Annotated in this window: 14 protein-coding genes; 3 read left to right on the top strand and 11 right to left on the bottom strand. The window is 57.4% G+C overall.

Annotated features, from left to right (window positions below; all coding sequences use genetic code 11):
* The first annotated feature begins 83 nt into the window (after positions 1-83).
* Positions 84-740, top strand: coding sequence for a pentapeptide repeat-containing protein (locus H7B67_RS26460; protein WP_185122892.1), 657 nt, complete (start codon positions 84-86; stop codon positions 738-740).
* A 30-nt stretch (positions 741-770) separates the two neighbouring features.
* Here H7B67_RS26460 and H7B67_RS26455 read toward each other — a convergent pair whose 3' ends face one another.
* The 9 genes from H7B67_RS26455 to H7B67_RS26415 all read right to left on the bottom strand — a co-directional run bounded on the left by H7B67_RS26455 (position 771) and on the right by H7B67_RS26415 (position 12097).
* Positions 771-2171 carry an MATE family efflux transporter gene (locus H7B67_RS26455; RefSeq protein ID WP_185122891.1) on the bottom strand — a complete coding sequence of 467 codons (1401 nt, stop codon included), beginning with the start codon at positions 2169-2171 and terminating at the stop codon, positions 771-773.
* A 145-nt stretch (positions 2172-2316) separates the two neighbouring features.
* A complete protein-coding gene (locus tag H7B67_RS26450; RefSeq protein WP_185122890.1) occupies positions 2317-3237 on the bottom strand; it encodes a cell wall hydrolase in 921 nt (306 codons plus the stop codon).
* Between the two features lie 213 nt (positions 3238-3450).
* The gene (locus tag H7B67_RS26445; protein WP_185122889.1) at positions 3451-5220 is read right to left on the bottom strand and encodes a sulfatase; all 1770 of its coding nucleotides are present in this window, start codon (positions 5218-5220) and stop codon (positions 3451-3453) included.
* 15 nt (positions 5221-5235) lie between these two features.
* Positions 5236-6537: a sulfatase-like hydrolase/transferase gene (locus H7B67_RS26440; RefSeq protein ID WP_185122888.1), complete on the bottom strand. Its 1302-nt coding sequence runs from the start codon at positions 6535-6537 to the stop codon at positions 5236-5238.
* Positions 6537-7541 carry an ABC transporter ATP-binding protein gene (locus tag H7B67_RS26435; RefSeq protein WP_185122887.1) on the bottom strand — a complete coding sequence of 335 codons (1005 nt, stop codon included), beginning with the start codon at positions 7539-7541 and terminating at the stop codon, positions 6537-6539. The genes H7B67_RS26440 and H7B67_RS26435 overlap by 1 nt, the downstream gene beginning before the upstream one ends.
* Positions 7516-8508, bottom strand: a complete 993-nt coding sequence (locus H7B67_RS26430) for an ABC transporter ATP-binding protein (RefSeq protein ID WP_185122886.1) — start codon at positions 8506-8508, stop codon at positions 7516-7518. The genes H7B67_RS26435 and H7B67_RS26430 overlap by 26 nt, the downstream gene beginning before the upstream one ends.
* Before the next feature lie 14 nt (positions 8509-8522).
* Positions 8523-9380, bottom strand: coding sequence for an ABC transporter permease (locus H7B67_RS26425; protein WP_185122885.1), 858 nt, complete (start codon positions 9378-9380; stop codon positions 8523-8525).
* A 12-nt stretch (positions 9381-9392) separates the two neighbouring features.
* Entirely contained in the window at positions 9393-10379 is a 987-nt protein-coding gene (locus H7B67_RS26420; protein ID WP_185122884.1) for an ABC transporter permease, read from the bottom strand.
* Positions 10380-10417: 38 nt separating this feature from the next.
* A complete protein-coding gene (locus H7B67_RS26415) occupies positions 10418-12097 on the bottom strand; it encodes an ABC transporter substrate-binding protein (RefSeq protein ID WP_185122883.1) in 1680 nt (559 codons plus the stop codon).
* Between the two features lie 339 nt (positions 12098-12436).
* On the opposite strand from H7B67_RS26415, the gene H7B67_RS26410 reads away from it, so the two are divergent.
* Positions 12437-13129, top strand: a complete 693-nt coding sequence (locus H7B67_RS26410) for a TetR/AcrR family transcriptional regulator (protein ID WP_185122882.1) — start codon at positions 12437-12439, stop codon at positions 13127-13129.
* Positions 13130-13170: 41 nt separating this feature from the next.
* Here H7B67_RS26410 and H7B67_RS26405 read toward each other — a convergent pair whose 3' ends face one another.
* Both H7B67_RS26405 and H7B67_RS26400 read right to left on the bottom strand, forming a co-directional pair.
* Positions 13171-14136 carry an ABC transporter permease gene (locus tag H7B67_RS26405; RefSeq protein WP_343069211.1) on the bottom strand — a complete coding sequence of 322 codons (966 nt, stop codon included), beginning with the start codon at positions 14134-14136 and terminating at the stop codon, positions 13171-13173.
* A complete protein-coding gene (locus H7B67_RS26400) occupies positions 14120-15040 on the bottom strand; it encodes an ABC transporter ATP-binding protein (protein ID WP_185122880.1) in 921 nt (306 codons plus the stop codon). Before H7B67_RS26400 ends, H7B67_RS26405 begins: the two co-directional genes overlap by 17 nt.
* Positions 15041-15318: 278 nt before the next feature.
* Between H7B67_RS26400 and H7B67_RS26395 the strand changes: the two genes are divergently transcribed.
* Complete coding sequence (locus H7B67_RS26395) at positions 15319-15507, top strand: hypothetical protein (protein WP_185122879.1); 189 nt, start codon at positions 15319-15321, stop codon at positions 15505-15507.
* Positions 15508-15560 lie beyond the last annotated feature (53 nt).

The raw sequence follows: 15560 nt of genomic DNA, 5'->3' as shown, positions 1-15560 counted from the left end.
GGTCTTTTGCTACTCGACGATAGGCCGCTATATAATAAGAGAACTAACGTTCCCAGGCGGGGACGAACAAGGAGCGGACAAAGATGAGCGCCAAAAAACAAGCCCCAAAGCTGGAAACGCCTCAAATTCCCGACGAGAGCGCGCTTTCCGCTATGGAGCTTCACGAGTTGAAATCCGACGACCGTCTGGAAAAAGCGTTGATACGCGATAGCCTAATTGAGGAATGCCAGGCAAGCAAGGTGAGCATCGAGAAAACCATTCTCCGCAACGTGACGTTCTCGGATTCCGCCCTGCCCGGAATCGAGCTGACGGACGTTCGGTTCGAGAAGTGCGACCTGTCCAACCTCGACCTCAGCGGGGCCATTCTTCACCGCGTCGAGTTCGCGAACTGCAAGATGCTCGGCCTGAACCTCGCCGACGCGACGATCCGGAATACGGTATTCGACGGCTGCTTGGCGGATTACGCCGCCATTCGGTTCGCGGATCTGAAGCAAGTAACCTTCCAAGACTGCTCGCTCGCCAAATCCGACTTCAGCTACTCGAAGTTCAAGAGCTTCGAGCTCCGCCGGAACAGGCTGGACCATGCCCAGTTCTCCGCGACCGATCTCGCCGGAATCGATCTGAGCGACAACGATTTCGACGGGCTCAGCGTGGACGCGGAGAGTCTCCGGGGCTGCATCATCTCGCGAGAGCAGGCTTACATCTTCGCGAATTTGTTCGGGCTTGTCGTGAAGGACTAGCCCCGGACTCGATCCGGTACCGGATGCGGCTCAAATTACCCGCTTCCGGTACCACTTCGTCCCGCGATAACGGATCAGGAATATCGCCCCGCGAACGCCCCATTCGATGTTCATCGCAAGCCACACGCCGACGATCCCATAGTCGAACACGACACCCAGCAAGTAGCCTAGAACGATGCGGAACAGCCACATCGACAGCAGCGAGACGGTGGAAGTGAACTTCGAATCGCCCGCCGCCCGCAGCGCGGAAGGTAGGATAAAGCTGACCGACCACAGAGGGATCTGGGCAAGCGCGTTGATCAAGAAGATGACGAACAAGTCGTCCTTGATCGCTTCGGGAGAATGGAACAAGCCGTCGACGATCGGATGGAACAGCGGCAGCGCGATCAGCGTCATGACGACGAAGAACCCGGACGAGATCCAGAGGAACGACTTGATGAACTTCCGGGCGTCCTGGACGTTCCGCGCGCCGATGCTCTGGCCCACCACCGTCACCGCCGCGATCGAGAGCGCGCTCGAAGGAATCTGAAGGGCCATCGCGATCGCTCCGCTGACCGCGTTCGTCGCGATGGCGTAGGTGCCCATCCCGACGATGAACGTCTGCGTGAGCAGCTTGCCCCCGTTGAAGAACATCTGCTCGGCGGCGAACGGGATTCCGACCGACAGGATTTTGCGCGCCATTCCCAGGTTCATGCGGAACAGATTCTTCAGACGGACCCGAAGCTCCGTGTCGATCCGCAGCAGGAAGACGACCGCGCAGATCGCCCCGAGGTAACGGGCAATGTTCACGGAGATGGCCATGCCCTGTACGTCCATCTTCAAGATGTTAATGAAGAGCACGTTCAGCAGAACGTAGGATAAGTTCAAGATAAGGGACAAAACCAGCGATGCCTTGGATTTCCCGATCCCCCTCAGCGCTCCGCACACCGCTTCCACGATGGCCAGGCCGAAGTAGGAGGCGCAGCTTCCGAGCAGGTAAGTCCGCGCCAGTTCCATGACCTCCGGGCTTGCCGAGCCGAAGAACAGATTTAACACCTGGTTGTGGAAAAGCATCATAAGAAGGCCTATCGTAAGCGAGAACAGCGATACCGAGGAGATCGAGCTGGCCGCCGCCTTCGGTACCATCCCGACATTGCCGCTTCCTTTGTATTGGGCGACGATCACCGTTCCGCCGGTCGATAACGCCACGATAATGCTGAGCAGAAAGACATTGAGAGAGTCGACCATATTTACCGCGCTGACCGCATCCACTCCCGCGGAAGAGATCATGGCGGTGTTCAACAGGCTAAGGCCGATAATGAACGCTTGGTCGATCAAGATCGGAATAAAGAGAGCGATCAACTGGCGATAGTCGAAGGCCTCTCCGGATAAGTATTTCGTTAAGATCGCTTGCCGTCTACCCGGTAGGGTTCGAGGCTGGGTCTGAGCCACATCATCACATTCTTTGCATGGAGTAGTAGGAAAAGTCGGCTTGATACTATCACCGGGGCCAAGGTCTGTCAACGCAACAAAAATACCAAAAACGGCGTCCAGGGAGGTTCCTCCCCGAGACACCGCTCTTATCCTGCCTTTATCGTTATCTAACGAACATATGATTGCCGATCGTCTTGACGACGCTGGCCTTCTTGGCCTTCGCCGGCTCCAGCTTCGGATTGAAGAAATACAGCGCTCCCGGTACGTTGTTCTCGCCGGCCAGAGCTTCCTTGGCTGCCTGAACGCTCTCGCTCGACGCCGACAGCGTCTGCAGATTGCCGTTCCTTGCCGGAGGGAATTGACCCGCCGCGTAGATGACGCCGCTGACCGTATCCGGGAATCGCCCGCTCTTCACCCGGTTCAGAACGACGTTGGCGATCGCCAGCTTCCCTTGATAGGATTCATATCCGGCCTCGACTTGAATAAGCTTGGCGAGAAGCGCCACGTCCGCCGTCGCCGGATCCATGAACTCGGGAACGATGACCTGCAAGCGATCTCCCGCGTTCAAGGCTTCGCTCGTCAGTCCGTTGCGGGCCTTAAGGGCGGCGACGGTCGTTCCGTTCGCCTCCGCGATGCCGGCGAGATTATCGCCGGCCTGAACCGCGTAGCTCTCCACGCCGATAACGGAGGAGAGCTTATCCTCGGCTTCCCAGCCGATCCTGGCATGCATCGCTTCCGTCAGAACCCGCAGCGGAAGATACGTATTGCCGTCGATCGATCTCGCCGTCTGCGCGATATCGTAATTCTTGCCGTTGTAGCGAATCTCGGACTCTCCCGCCCGGAACGCCAGCTTGTCGCCGCCATCGTTCATGACGACCACGTAATTGGAATCGCTGTCATAAGCGACGCGCCAATTCATCAACGACGCCAACTCCTGGACGGGGGCGAAGGTTACTCCGTCCACCAGGCGAAGGCTCTTGTTCAAGCTTACTTTCTCGTCTTCTATGTATAAAGAACTATTCGATGCCGCGATTGCAGAACCCGTGCCCACGGTCAGAAGCAGCGCCAGGCTTAATACGGCCAATCTGGATAACCAATTAATGTCTGCCAGCTCCTTTGCCAATTTAGTCCAAATTGACTACACTGCTCGTTATTATACAAGGTTCGTTAAGGAAAATTTTAAAAATGAGCGATTTCTCATCGAAAGCGAAACAATTCTCATTTTTGGCTGCAACGCAAAAAACGCCCCCGAAGGGAGCGTTCCAAGCAAAATTATCGGGTCGCAAAACCATTCGAATTACGGCTTCGGCACCGCAAAAAGCTGGCGGAGCACGGACGCGATCCTCGTATCCCCGCCGAACAGCTCGACGGCGAAGGCGGATACGACATCCGCTCCGATCTCCAGGGTCTGCCGGGAAGACAAGTATCCCGACAGCCGGACATCGGCCGTCTCTCTGAGCTTTGCCGGCGCCAGGCATTTAAGGGCTAAGTAGAGATTCCTTCCCTCCGCCGTCCACCGTTCCCCGATCCCCAGATCGGTTTCGTAGCCCTCCTTCCTTTTCAACCTCTCCGCGAGAAGCGTCTCTTCGGCTACGTTCCCGTCCCTCGGGATTCCGAGCCTCTCATATTGCTCCTCCGGCGCTCCGTTCTCCCTCATAAGCCTTGCCAGATGCCGGATCATCCGCGCCTCCGTCTCCGGTTCTTCTATCGTCGAGTCTTGCTTCGAATCCCGCTCCAGATCGAATAGAAGGCTGCCGTACAGGTAGGGGTTCAAGTACGTGTTCGCTCGGATCTTCATCGTGCGGCATCCTTTGGTAAAGTCAAAGGGCTCCTGCAGCTCGATATCCGCCAGCTCCTTGACGCCGAATGGCTGGTGCATGTGCGTCGGCATCAGGGTATATTCGTACAGCGGTCCGTTCTCCGGGCCGTTCGGCGCCCTCATGTAGACGTACCGGCCGTCCGTTACGTTAACGTGGCCGCCATGAATGCCGAACAGCGCCGCTTCGCGAATCGGCCGATCTTGCTCGATGACTTGGTGAAGCGAACGCCCCTGCATGTCCTTGGGCGCTTCTATATGGAAGTAATGAAGCAGCGTCGGAGCCAGGTCGATCGTCTGGACTAGCGCGTCGGAACGCGTGCCTGACCGTCCGTACCGCGGATCCCAGACGAACAACGGAATGTTCGAGATCTCCCTGTACAAGGGTTGAATGTTTTTGCCCCACCAACGGTGCTCTCCCAGGAGAAAACCGTGGTCCGTGTTGACGATAAGCATCGTGTCTTGCCATAGATTCCACCGGTCGAAGGCATCCAGGATCTTGCCCAGGTACTCGTCGCACATGCTGACAAGCGCGGCATACTCATAGATCGCGTGCTGGACTTCCTCCGGAGCTTCCTTCACTCTTCCGTAATCGGGCCAATCGAAGTGTTTGCCCTCGTAGACGTGCGGGTAAAGGTCCTTGTATTTCTGTTGGGTGAAGAACGGTTCGTGAGGGTCGAACGTCTCGATCTGAAGAAACCAGTTGTCCTGATCGCGATTCGTCTCGATAAAGGACAACCCGTTCGCGACCGTAACCGCCTGCGGCTGCTTCTCTTCCGAGTCCAAGTGAGGGCGGTTCACCCAGTCCTGCCGCCATAAATCGCCGATTTTCGGTCCCGACAGCGACTCCGGGATGTGGGGATCCTCGACCTGCCCTTTCCACGGATCGCCTTCTTGCCCCCTTGCGAACTCCCATGAGTTGTAGTTCGTATGATAAGTAGCGCCCCCGGCCTCGAAGTAATGCCCATGATCCGTGCACAAATGCGTATAAACGCCATGCCTCCTAAGCAAGCTTACGACGGAATCGTCGAACGGCTCGAGCGGCCCCCAACTGCGGTGAAGGAAATTGTACCTGCCCGTATGGAGATCGCGCCTGGCCGGCATGCAGGGCAAACTCCCCGCGTAGCACTTGTCGAAGGTAACCATCCGTTCCGACAGCTTAGCGAAATTAGGCGCCTTGATCCAATCGCAGCCGTAATTGGGAAGCATATGACGGTTCAAGGAATCGAACATGACCATGACCGCTCTCATCTCGCAGTCCCCCTTCTAAATGTTGCCTTCATTTTTCGTTTTTTCCAGCCATTCTCGGACGGCTCGTCGAAGCCGTTCGGTTATCTCGGGGTACTCGTCCTTCAGATTGACGCGTTCCGACGGATCCGAACCCAAGTCGGACAGGTGAACGGCATCCGGCGCCGTCTCGGTGAAGTCGATTCGCCCGTTCAAGACAAGCTTCCAATCTCCTTCGCGAACGGCCGCCTGATCCCCATACGACCAGAATAACCGCTCCCGGGCCATTCCTTCTCCCCCTCGCAGAAGGGAGCTCACGCTATCCCCATCCACGGAAGACAACGGAGGCAAGTCCGCCAGATCCAGAATCGTCGGCAGAACGTCGGCCATCATGCAGGGCTCGCGGCGAACCTGGCCCGCTTGGACCGCCGCCGGATAGCTCCAGATGGCAGGTTCCCGGATGCCCCCTTCGAACAGGCTCGCTTTATGTCCGCGGAACAGTCCCGCCGAACCGCCGTAATACTTGTCCTCATTGCCGTCCAAGTAATTGCGGGACTCGGTGGACGGACCGTTGTCGCTGGAGAAAAAGAAGATCGTGTCCTCGTAGCAGCCTTTTCTCTTAAGCGCATCCGCTATGGCTCCTACGCCGTCATCGACGGCGGAAATCATCGCGGCCATGATCCGGCGGTCCGCCGGCAATTCCGGATAGCGGTCCAGATAGCGCTGGGGCGCATGCATGGGATAATGGGGGGCGTTGTAGGCCACGTAAGCGAAGAAGGGTTCGTTGCGGGACGCTTCGATAAATTCGATCGTTCTGTCCGTGATCAGGTCGGTCAGGTATTCTCCGTTCCTCCACACCTCTCGGCCGTTATGCCAGAGATCGTGCACGGGGTTAACGCCGCCGGCCTGCTCCCAGTAGAAAATATGGGAGTAATAATCGACGCAGCCCGCGAGGAAGCCGAACGCCTCGTCGAAGCCATGGGCGCTCGGCGCGTTGTCCGGGTGCGTTCCGAGATGCCACTTGCCGAACAAGCCGGTGCGGTATCCATGGGACTTCAGCACGGAGGAGATCGTAGGTACGTCCGAGGGCAGCCCGGCCGATCCTCGCTTGCCGGTCAGGATGCGTTCGATGCCCGTTCGTGCCGGATAACGGCCGGTAAGCAGCGAAGCCCGGGAGGGAGAACATACCGGCGAATTCGAATACCAGTCCGTGAATCGGGCTCCCTCTTCGGCCAACCGGTCGAGATGCGGAGTCCGAATGGCGTCCGAGCCGTAGCAGCCCAAGTCCCCGTACCCCAGATCGTCGCAATAAACCAAAACGATATTAGGTCTTTTTTGCACTAGTCGACCGTCCTTTCTTCATGCGGCAAAGGGGAGGAGGCGGGATCGGAAGGCAACGGGAATAAACAGCGGACTTCCCGTTCCGCGTCCAGCGACGTTAGAGGAATCTCGTTCTGCCCGCACTCCTCCCGAGCCCATGGGCATCGGTTCCGGAATCGGCAGCCGGACTCCGGCAATCCGGATTCCTCGCGTTCCGCGTCATCGAACTTCTCCCCCTCCGTCTTCTGCCGCCAAGGGTCCGGAGAAGCATGGAGCAGAGCTCTCGTATAAGGATGACCGGGAGAGGCGATCACGTCCTCGGTCGGTCCGGATTCGACGATCTGACCGCCGAACATGATGACAATACGGTCGGACATGTACCTTGCGCTGCCTAGGTTATGGGTAATCCAGAGAAGAGACAGGTCGTTGTCCCGCTTCAGATCGAGCATTAAGTTCATAATGCCGATCCCGATCGAGACGTCCAGCATCGAGGTCGGCTCGTCGGCAATAAGCACGCGCGGGCCGATGCCGAGCGCCCTGGCGATCATGACGCGCTGCTTCTGTCCCCCGGACAGCTGGGAAGGATATTTATCGATGTAGTCCTCCGCAGGAGTCAATCCGACTTGCCCCAGCAGCTCCAGGACCCGCTCGCGGACGGGTCCCTTCGCTCCATGAAGCTGCAGCGGCCGCCCGATCACGGTCTCCACCCTCTGATTCGAATTGATCGTCTCGAAAGGATCCTGGAAGATCATCTGAAGCCGCTTGGCCGTCTCCAGGCGTCCCCTTCGGCGACGATCGACCGCCCGGCCCTCGAATTCGACGCGGCCGGCGGTCGGTTCAAGCAGCCCCAGGATCATTCTTGCCAGCGTGCTTTTGCCGCAGCCGGATTCCCCCACGACGGCGAGCACTTCCCCTTCTCCGAGAACAAGGCTGACGTCCCGGACCGCCCGAACCTTGCCCTTGCGCAGGAGCCCGCCGCTCTCGTAAACCTGGCTGACGTTATGGACTTGCAACAGCGGCTTCATCGAAGGCTTCCTCCTTGGCGTATAAATGGCAGCTGACCCGGCCGTCCCGGTCCTCAAGAACGAACGGGGCTTCGTTCCCGCACTGCGGAAGCGCATGAGGGCAGCGCTCCCGGAACCGACAGCCCTGCGGCGGCGCGATGAGGTCGGGCGTCGATCCGGGAATGCCCTCGAGACGCACCCTCGGCCCGGTCAGAGAAGGGAATGACCTTAGCAGGCCTTGCGTATAAGGATGCCGGGCACCGGCCAGCATCCGTTCCCGGGTAGCGATCTCCGCTATCCGGCCGGCGTACATCACCCCGATGCGGTCGCAGATCTCCAGCATTAACGGCAGATCGTGCGTGATAAAAAGCACCGAGAAGCCGAAAGCCCGCTTAAGCTCGATGATCTTGTCGATGATCCCTTTCTGCGTAATCACGTCCAGAGCCGTCGTCGGTTCGTCCATAATGATTAACTCCGGCCGCAGAGCGAGCGCCATGGCGATGACGACCCGTTGGCGCATTCCTCCGGACAGCTCATGCGGGAACCTCTCCAGCCGGTCCTTCGGCAGATCCACGAGCTCCATCAGCTCCCCGGCTTGGCGAAGCGCGTCCGAGCGAAGGGTGGCCTTGCGATGGGCCAGAATCGCATCGATAAGCTGTTCCTTGATCTTCATGACCGGATTGAGATTGTTCATCGCGCTCTGCAGGACGATCGAGATTCGTGCCCATCTGTAGGCGTCGAACTGGGCATCGGACAGCTCCGTCAGCTCGGTGCCGTCGAAGCGGATGCTCCCGCCCGCGATCCGGGCCGGTCCTCTTAGGAGCCGCCCGATGCCATACGCGGTCGTGGATTTGCCGCAGCCCGATTCCCCGGCGAGGCCGAAGATCTCCCCCCGCTCTATCGTGAAGCTCACCCCGTCCACGGCCTTGAAGGGGCCTCTGGCCGAGACGTATTCGATTCGCAAGTCGTTGATTTCTAGCAAGCTCATCCGCTCAGCACCTCCTATGTTTGCTGCGACGCGCCGCGTTTGTGCCGGAACCGCTCCAACGAGCCGTTGCCGATAAGGATGAAGCCGAAGCAGAACAGCGCGGTCGCCAGCCCCGGCGGCACGATCCACCACCAAGCGTCGTACATGATGGCATTGTTGGCGTGCGCGAGCGCCAGAATTGTCCCCCAGCTGACGTTCTTCGGGTCGCCGATGCCTAGGAAGCTTAGTCCCGCCTCCGCCAATACGGCATGGGTCGTGACGCTGACCAAGTTCGCGAGAATGATCGGATAGAGATTGGGAAGGATCTCCCGCAGCATGATGGACAGATCGCTCATGCCCGCGACCCGGGCGGCTTCGACGTAGCCTCTCTGCCGTTCGGACAAGGTCTGGCTGCGAATGCTGCGGGCCATGTACAGCCAACTCAGCAAGCCGATGACCAGAACGATGCTGGTCAGCCCCATGGAGGGCAAGAATGACGCCAGAATGATCATCAAAGCCATGACGGGAATGATCAGCAGCAGATCGACGACGAACATCAGGGCGTCGCTGACCCAGCGCCGGTAGAAGCCGGCCGTCACCCCGACCAGCACGCCGATAATCGTCGTGATGAGCCCCGCCAGAACGCCGACGAGGAAGGACGTTCTCGTCCCGTAAACTAATTGCGAGAACACATCCTGCCCGTAGCTGTCCGTTCCGAGCAGATGAGCGGCGGAAGGCTTCAGCCACACTTCAAACTCCATATCGTTCTTGGGGTAAGGCGCGATCTGGGCCGTCGCCAGAGAGACCGCCGCGAAGATCAGCAGGATGCAAGCTCCGCCCCATAGCTTCGCCTTGCCGGAGCGTTCCCGCGGAAGGGTTCGTTTGTTGCGCATCTGCAGTCGCTCCTAATTCAGATTGACGCGAGGGTCGATAAACGGATAGATCAGGTCGGCCAATAGATTGACCGCTATGATCGATACCGCGATCATCAGGAACGCGCCTTGGATTAACGGATAGTCGTGATTCAGGATGGCATTGTAAGTCAGCATGCCGATGCCCGGATAAGAGAAGACGATCTCCATGGTGATCGCCCCTCCGACGACATGGCCCAGCGACAGCATGAAGCCCGTAAAAGAAGGGAGAAACGCGTTGCGCACTCCATAGTGGAAGGTTCGTCTGCGGCCGGACAGCCCTTTCGCCCGGGCAAGAACCATGTAATCCTCGGTAAGAGCCCGGCTCAAGTTATTGCGGAGAACCAGAATGTGGCTGGCCAGCGACGCGATGGCCAGCGACACGATCGGAAGAACGGTATGGTAGGAGATGGAGCGAAGCTTGCCCGCCGCCGACAACGAATCGTAGTCCACCGAGAAAGCCTGCCCCATCGGGAACCAATCCAGCTTATAGCCGAACAGCAGAATCAGTAAAATTCCGATCCAGAAGTAAGGAACGGAATTGATGAAGAAGCTGACGCCCAAGGCCGCATTGTCGAACCAAGTCCCCGGCTTCAATGCGCCCCGAATGCCGATCAGCCAGCCGGCGGCATAGCTGAGCACGGTCGAGAGCAACACGATCCCAAGCGTCCAAGGCAGCGCCTTCAGCAGCACCTCCGCGACCGGAGTCGGGTAGTTGAAGTACGAGATCCCGAGGTTTCCGTGCACCAATTGAACGATGTACTGCTTGAATTGATAGAGCAGGCTGTCGTTCTCCAGCCCGAATTGCTTCTTGATCGCTTCCGCCACCTCTGGTGAGCCGAGCGCGGTCTGGGACGCGATCATCTCGGCCGGGTTTCCCGCGATAAGCCTCGGCAGAAGAAAGTTCATCACGATCGCGGCGAGAAGGGTCGCCGCGGCGAACGCGACCCTTCTAACCGCATAAGAGGGTTGAATTCTCATTCCTGTTTCTCCTTCGCTGAACCGCGAGGCCGCGGCGCTTACTTGGCTTGAACCTTCGTTAACGAGATGGAGGATGTCGCGGGCACGTTCGTGTCGTAGCCGGTGAACTTCGTCTCGCTGTAAGGAGCTTTGCCGCTCGTATAGAGCACGGCTACCGGTACTACCTCGGCGATTCGGTCTTGAATCTGCTTGTAGAGTCCCGCCCGCTCCTCTTCCGAAGCCGAAGAGGCTTGGTCCAGCCAGGCGTCGATCTGGTCGTCGCGGAACCTCATCCAGTTCAGCCCCGGCGTATTCTGCCCGACAGGCGCCGTCATCTTGCTATGGAACACTTCCAGCGCGGCTTGCGGATCCGGCGGAACGGTAATGCTGTTCTGAATAAGATCGTAATCGCCCGAAGCCGCGATGCTGGTCAGCTCAGGCCATGTCGCCATCTTGATCGTCGTGCCGATGCCGACTTTGGATAGCCAATCGGTAATCATGGCCGCTTCCTTGTTCTGGGCCGGCGCGTTCGCCGCCGTGTAGTAGGTGAAGGAGAGTTCGACTCCGTCCTTCTCGTACACGCCCTTGCTATTCTTCGCGTAGCCGGCTTGAGCGAGCAGTTCATTCGCCTTGTCTACGTTGACTTGATAATCGGGATTCTCGAGCAGCGATTGATCGACGAGGTCACCGAAGCTCTGGGACAGGAAGCCCGGATTGCCGACCGTTGCCGCGCCCATCTCGCCCTTCTCCACGAGCTCGTTCTTATCGATGGCAAGCTGGATCGCTTTACGGACAACAGGATCGTTTAAGCCGGGTTTGTCGTTGTTGATGATGACGGCGAAAATGCCAAGTCCCGGATATCGCTGAAGCTTGTTGTCCGGATTCTCTAGCAGCTTGGGAAGGCTAGGCATCGCCAGCGTTCCGGTCGATCCTTGAATCTCTCCTTTCTGCAGAGACAACGTCAGCCCCGGAGAATCCTTGAAGCGCTGGATGACCAGCTCCGTAATCTTCGGCGCTCCTTCGAAGAAGTCGGCGTTCGCCTTCAGAATAATCGCGCTCTCGTTGATCGATTGGAAGATAAACGCACCGGTTCCGATCGGGGTTTTGTTCAAGAACGTCGTTGGATCTTCCTTGGAGAACAAATGCTCCGGCACGATGTAAACCGTGGAGAGATAGTTGGGCAGCGACGGGAAAGACGCATTCAGTTCGAACGTTACGGCGTCTTCGCCGACCGCCTTCACGTCTTTAAGCCTTGCGTCTCCCCACAGCCTGTAATAGTCAAGCGCCGCATGCTCTTTCAATGCTTGAAACGTATAGACGACATCATCCGCGGTGAAGGCTTCGCCGTCGTGCCACTTCGCGTTCGCGTTCAGCTTGACGGTGAAGCTCTTGCCGTCCTCGGACCAGGTTCCCGCATTGGATGCCAGCCGAGGAACCAATTCGCCTTTGACCGGATTGAAATAATAAAGGCCGTTATAGATGTAATCGAACAGCGGGGCGTAGTTGCCGGTCTTCAGGAAGGGATTGAAATTGTTAGTCTGCTCCGGGTTCACGATATCGCCGAGACGGTAGGATACCGGCGTTCCCCCTGCGGCGGATGTCTCCGATGCAGGGGCGCCGGCGGATCCCTTCTCGCTAGGCTGCGCTTGATTGTTCGAGCAGGCGATGAGCGGGGTCAGCATCATCGTTAGGACCGCGCCGACGGCCAACGTTTTTTTCCAAATCTGTTTTCTCCACATTGTCTTCTACCCTCTCCTTAAGAAAATTGTCTTTAGTCCGCACGAAAAAAGACACAACCAAACCGCCACTCCCCGAGGAGTAGAAGTCAGCTGTGTCTCCAGTCGTCTGGTAGACATATATTTCACATGCGGATACTAGGTTTTATAATTAACAAATATGCCGTCCGTACGGCTTTAATTATCATACACTGAGGTTAACACGTTGTAAACCCCCTTTTATTTCGTGTTAACTTTCTTTCTTCCTAACGCTTTCCGTTTACGCGCGAATTGGATATGATAGGATTATTCCGGCATCCGGCGAGGCATGCTCGCGAGGAATCGCCGAAGGGATGGTTGGCCTTGAAGAATTGGAACGAGGAAATCGAAGAGATTCGCGTTAAACGCAAAGAATATATTCTGCAATCCGCCAAGAAGCTGTTGCTGGAGAAGGATTGGAACGAAGTCACGATCGGGAACATCGCTGCCGAAGCCGGCATTAGCCGGGTGACTCTGTACAAATACTTCAATTCCATGCAAGACATCATCTTCGAGCTTCAGGTTCGCAGCCTGAGAGAAATAGCGACCCAGATGAATCGCTTAGGACAGAAGGGAAGCACAGGGGCGGAGAGACTGTCGCTGATGATGCAAGGAATGCTCGAGGTTTACCGGGACCAGAAGGAGCAAATCCGATTCGTCGCCATGTTCGACCATCATTACCGCTTCACGTTCCCATCCGAGGAATTCCGGCTCAATTATAAAGCCGCCATACAGCATGATTTCATCGACTTCCGCTCGGCGATCCGGGAAGGAATGCAGGACGGCTCCCTGCGCGCCGAATTCGACCCCGACCTTCTCGCCGAGATGTTCACCCATTCGGTTCTCAGCCTGCTTTCGCGGATGGCGGTTCGAGGGCACCTCATTCAGAAGCAATGGGGACTCGAGCCGGAGGAGGTCGTCCGGTATTTGACTCTCTTTCTCTCGGAGTTTACGAAGACGTCTCCGAATCCGGAACTGTTCAAAGGGGCACGCCCTCAGGTCGTACATGACGACTAAGGGGTGCCCCTTTATCCTTTAATCTTTTCCCTTCAATCGAGTTAACCCGCTACGTCGCGCTTCGTGAACAACAGCCAGGCGACGAATTGGAAGACGACGTAGTAGATGGCAAGCATCGCGATGGAGAAGCCCAGCGTCATCTCCGGACGGAGCGGCGTCGCTCCTTCCATGTATTGAGTGAGGTCGATGTTCGGGAAAATCAAATATTTGACCCAGCTATATCCGCTTAATAGTCCCGACAGCGTATTGCCGACCAGCATGCACAGCAGCGAGAAAGCGATCGCCATCGAGGAGCTGCGGAACGCGGACGAGATCATGAACGCCATCGTGACGTACATCACGAGCATGACGACGTTGTACCCGTATTTCTCGATGGAAGCAAGGAACATGCTGCCTTCATGGATAATTCCGTCGGAGCCCATGTAAATATCCGGCGTGTTCAGCCCGTCGAAGCCCGCGAGAATCCCGCCGGCTATCAAGGCGGCCGCGAAGCAGACGATAAGCAGGAGCAAGGCGAAGACCATAGTCGAGATATATTTTCCGAGCATGATTTTCGTCCGGGAAGCCGGGCCGACGAGAAGCAGCTTGATCGTTCCCCAGGTGAATTCGCCCGCGATCATGTCGGCCGCGACGACGACGGTCAGCAGCGTCACCAGGATGATCAGGGAGGCGGAGCTATTGACGTAGCTCCACAAGGTGAGCTTGTCGGGGTTGATATTCTGCGACAAATGATAGTCGTTCAGCGTGATTCTCTCTTGCAGATACTCTCGAGACCCCTCGTCCATATCGGCGGAGCTCTGCAGGTCCAAGGCCATCTTCTCGTTCTGCTGGGTGAGGCTGGCCCGCCAATCCGCCGTCTCGCTCCGGCTCTCGTCCCACTTCATGATTCCGCTCATGAGCGCGACGGTGCCGACCAGGAACAGCACCATCAGCCAAGTCCGGGGGCGGAAATAAATCTTCATGTTCTCATTGCGAATCAATTGCGACAAGCTAGACAACCATCTCACCTCCGGTAATTTCGAGGAACTGATCTTCAAGCGACTTCTGAACGGAATGGATTCCGAGCACTTCGATATCGGCGGCGACCAGCACGCGGGCGATATTCGGGATAGCCGACTTGTCGGCGGCGATCTCGATATACGGGCCGGAGACGGCGAGCTGCGAAGCGTCGAACAGCTGGCTCAGCAGCTGCCGGGCCGCGGCGGGGTCGCCGGCCTCGAGCAGGATCTTCGACTGCGCGGCGCCGCTCGCATCCTGCATGGAGCGAACGTCGACGAGCTTGCCGGACTGAATGATAGCGACCCGGTCGCACATGAGCTCCATCTCGGACAGCAAGTGCGAGGAGACGATAACGGAGATGCCTTCCTCTCTCGTCAGCTTGCGCAGGTAGTCCCGAAGCTCCCGAATGCCCGCGGGATCGAGCCCGTTCGTCGGTTCGTCCAGAATAAGCAGCGAAGGGCGATGGAGAATCGCCTGCGCGACGCCAAGACGCTGGCGCATGCCGAGCGAATAGCGCTTGACCTTCTCGTGAATCCGGTTCTGCAAGCCGAGCATGCTCACGACTTCGTCGATCCGCTGCTTCGTAACGCCGCTATGGCGACGAGCGAAATGGACCAGATTCTGATAGCCCGTGAGGAACTTATACATCTCCGGGTTCTCGACGATCGCTCCGACATGCGTCATCGCAAGCTCGAAATGATCCTTTACCGAGACTCCCTTTATTCTTACCTCGCCCTTCGTCATCGAGATCAACCCGACGATCATGCGGATCGTCGTCGTCTTGCCCGCGCCGTTCGGCCCGAGGAACCCGAATACTTCGCCCGCGGGGATGTCGAAGGTGAGATTATCGACGATATTGCGCCTTCCGATTCTCTTCGTCAAATTGCGAAGCTCTAGTACCGCTTCCGTCATTCTTCCTGACCTCCTGCTGATTTCTTCAATGACTGAAGTATATCGGATAAGCGACCGACCGAAGAACCGCCCGGGGATGAGGAGGTTCCCCCTACTTAGGTCTAGGTCGAAACTGGACGCCATGAAATAAGCCGCGCTCGGTGAGAGCCCTCTTTCTCCTATTCATCGGTTACACCAGTCCAGAGTCGTCTCATCAATTGGTTGGGTTTTCAGGAAAAATCAGGTATAATGTCGAGGGATGTCCATTAAAGCTATTAACGATACGGAGGTAGATACGATTGAGCGGATTCAACCTTGTAGGCGGGTTCCTGTCCTTAATCCTCGTCTTTCTTTACATCGGCGCGATTGCGGTCAGCATCTACTGCGTCGTGCTCTTCATTAAGCTCGCGCGCCGCGGGATTAAAGCTCTGGATATCTATCTGGATGAGAAAAGCAGGGGGCACGGCGGCAATTGGGGGAATCATTGATTGCGGCTAGCTGACCGGATATAAGCGATGGGGATTTAGGCCGCCCACCCAGT

The organism is Cohnella thailandensis (assembly GCF_014212135.1).
GTDB lineage: Bacteria > Bacillota > Bacilli > Paenibacillales > Paenibacillaceae > Cohnella > Cohnella thailandensis.
The sequence above is the reverse complement of the archived record's forward strand: the minus strand, read 5'-3'. Positions and strand labels throughout refer to the sequence as shown.

Excerpts from the sequence above, each read along its gene's own strand:
- H7B67_RS26460 (WP_185122892.1), top strand. The coding sequence starts at position 84 with ATGAGCGCCAAAAAACAAGCCCCAAAGCTGGAAACGCCTCAAATTCCC.
- H7B67_RS26445 (WP_185122889.1), bottom strand. The coding sequence starts at position 5,220 with ATGAGAGCGGTCATGGTCATGTTCGATTCCTTGAACCGTCATATGCTT.
- H7B67_RS26435 (WP_185122887.1), bottom strand. The coding sequence starts at position 7,541 with ATGAAGCCGCTGTTGCAAGTCCATAACGTCAGCCAGGTTTACGAGAGC.
- H7B67_RS26430 (WP_185122886.1), bottom strand. The coding sequence starts at position 8,508 with ATGAGCTTGCTAGAAATCAACGACTTGCGAATCGAATACGTCTCGGCC.
- H7B67_RS26425 (WP_185122885.1), bottom strand. The coding sequence starts at position 9,380 with ATGCGCAACAAACGAACCCTTCCGCGGGAACGCTCCGGCAAGGCGAAG.
- H7B67_RS26420 (WP_185122884.1), bottom strand. The coding sequence starts at position 10,379 with ATGAGAATTCAACCCTCTTATGCGGTTAGAAGGGTCGCGTTCGCCGCG.
- H7B67_RS26415 (WP_185122883.1), bottom strand. The coding sequence starts at position 12,097 with ATGTGGAGAAAACAGATTTGGAAAAAAACGTTGGCCGTCGGCGCGGTC.
- H7B67_RS26400 (WP_185122880.1), bottom strand. The coding sequence starts at position 15,040 with ATGACGGAAGCGGTACTAGAGCTTCGCAATTTGACGAAGAGAATCGGA.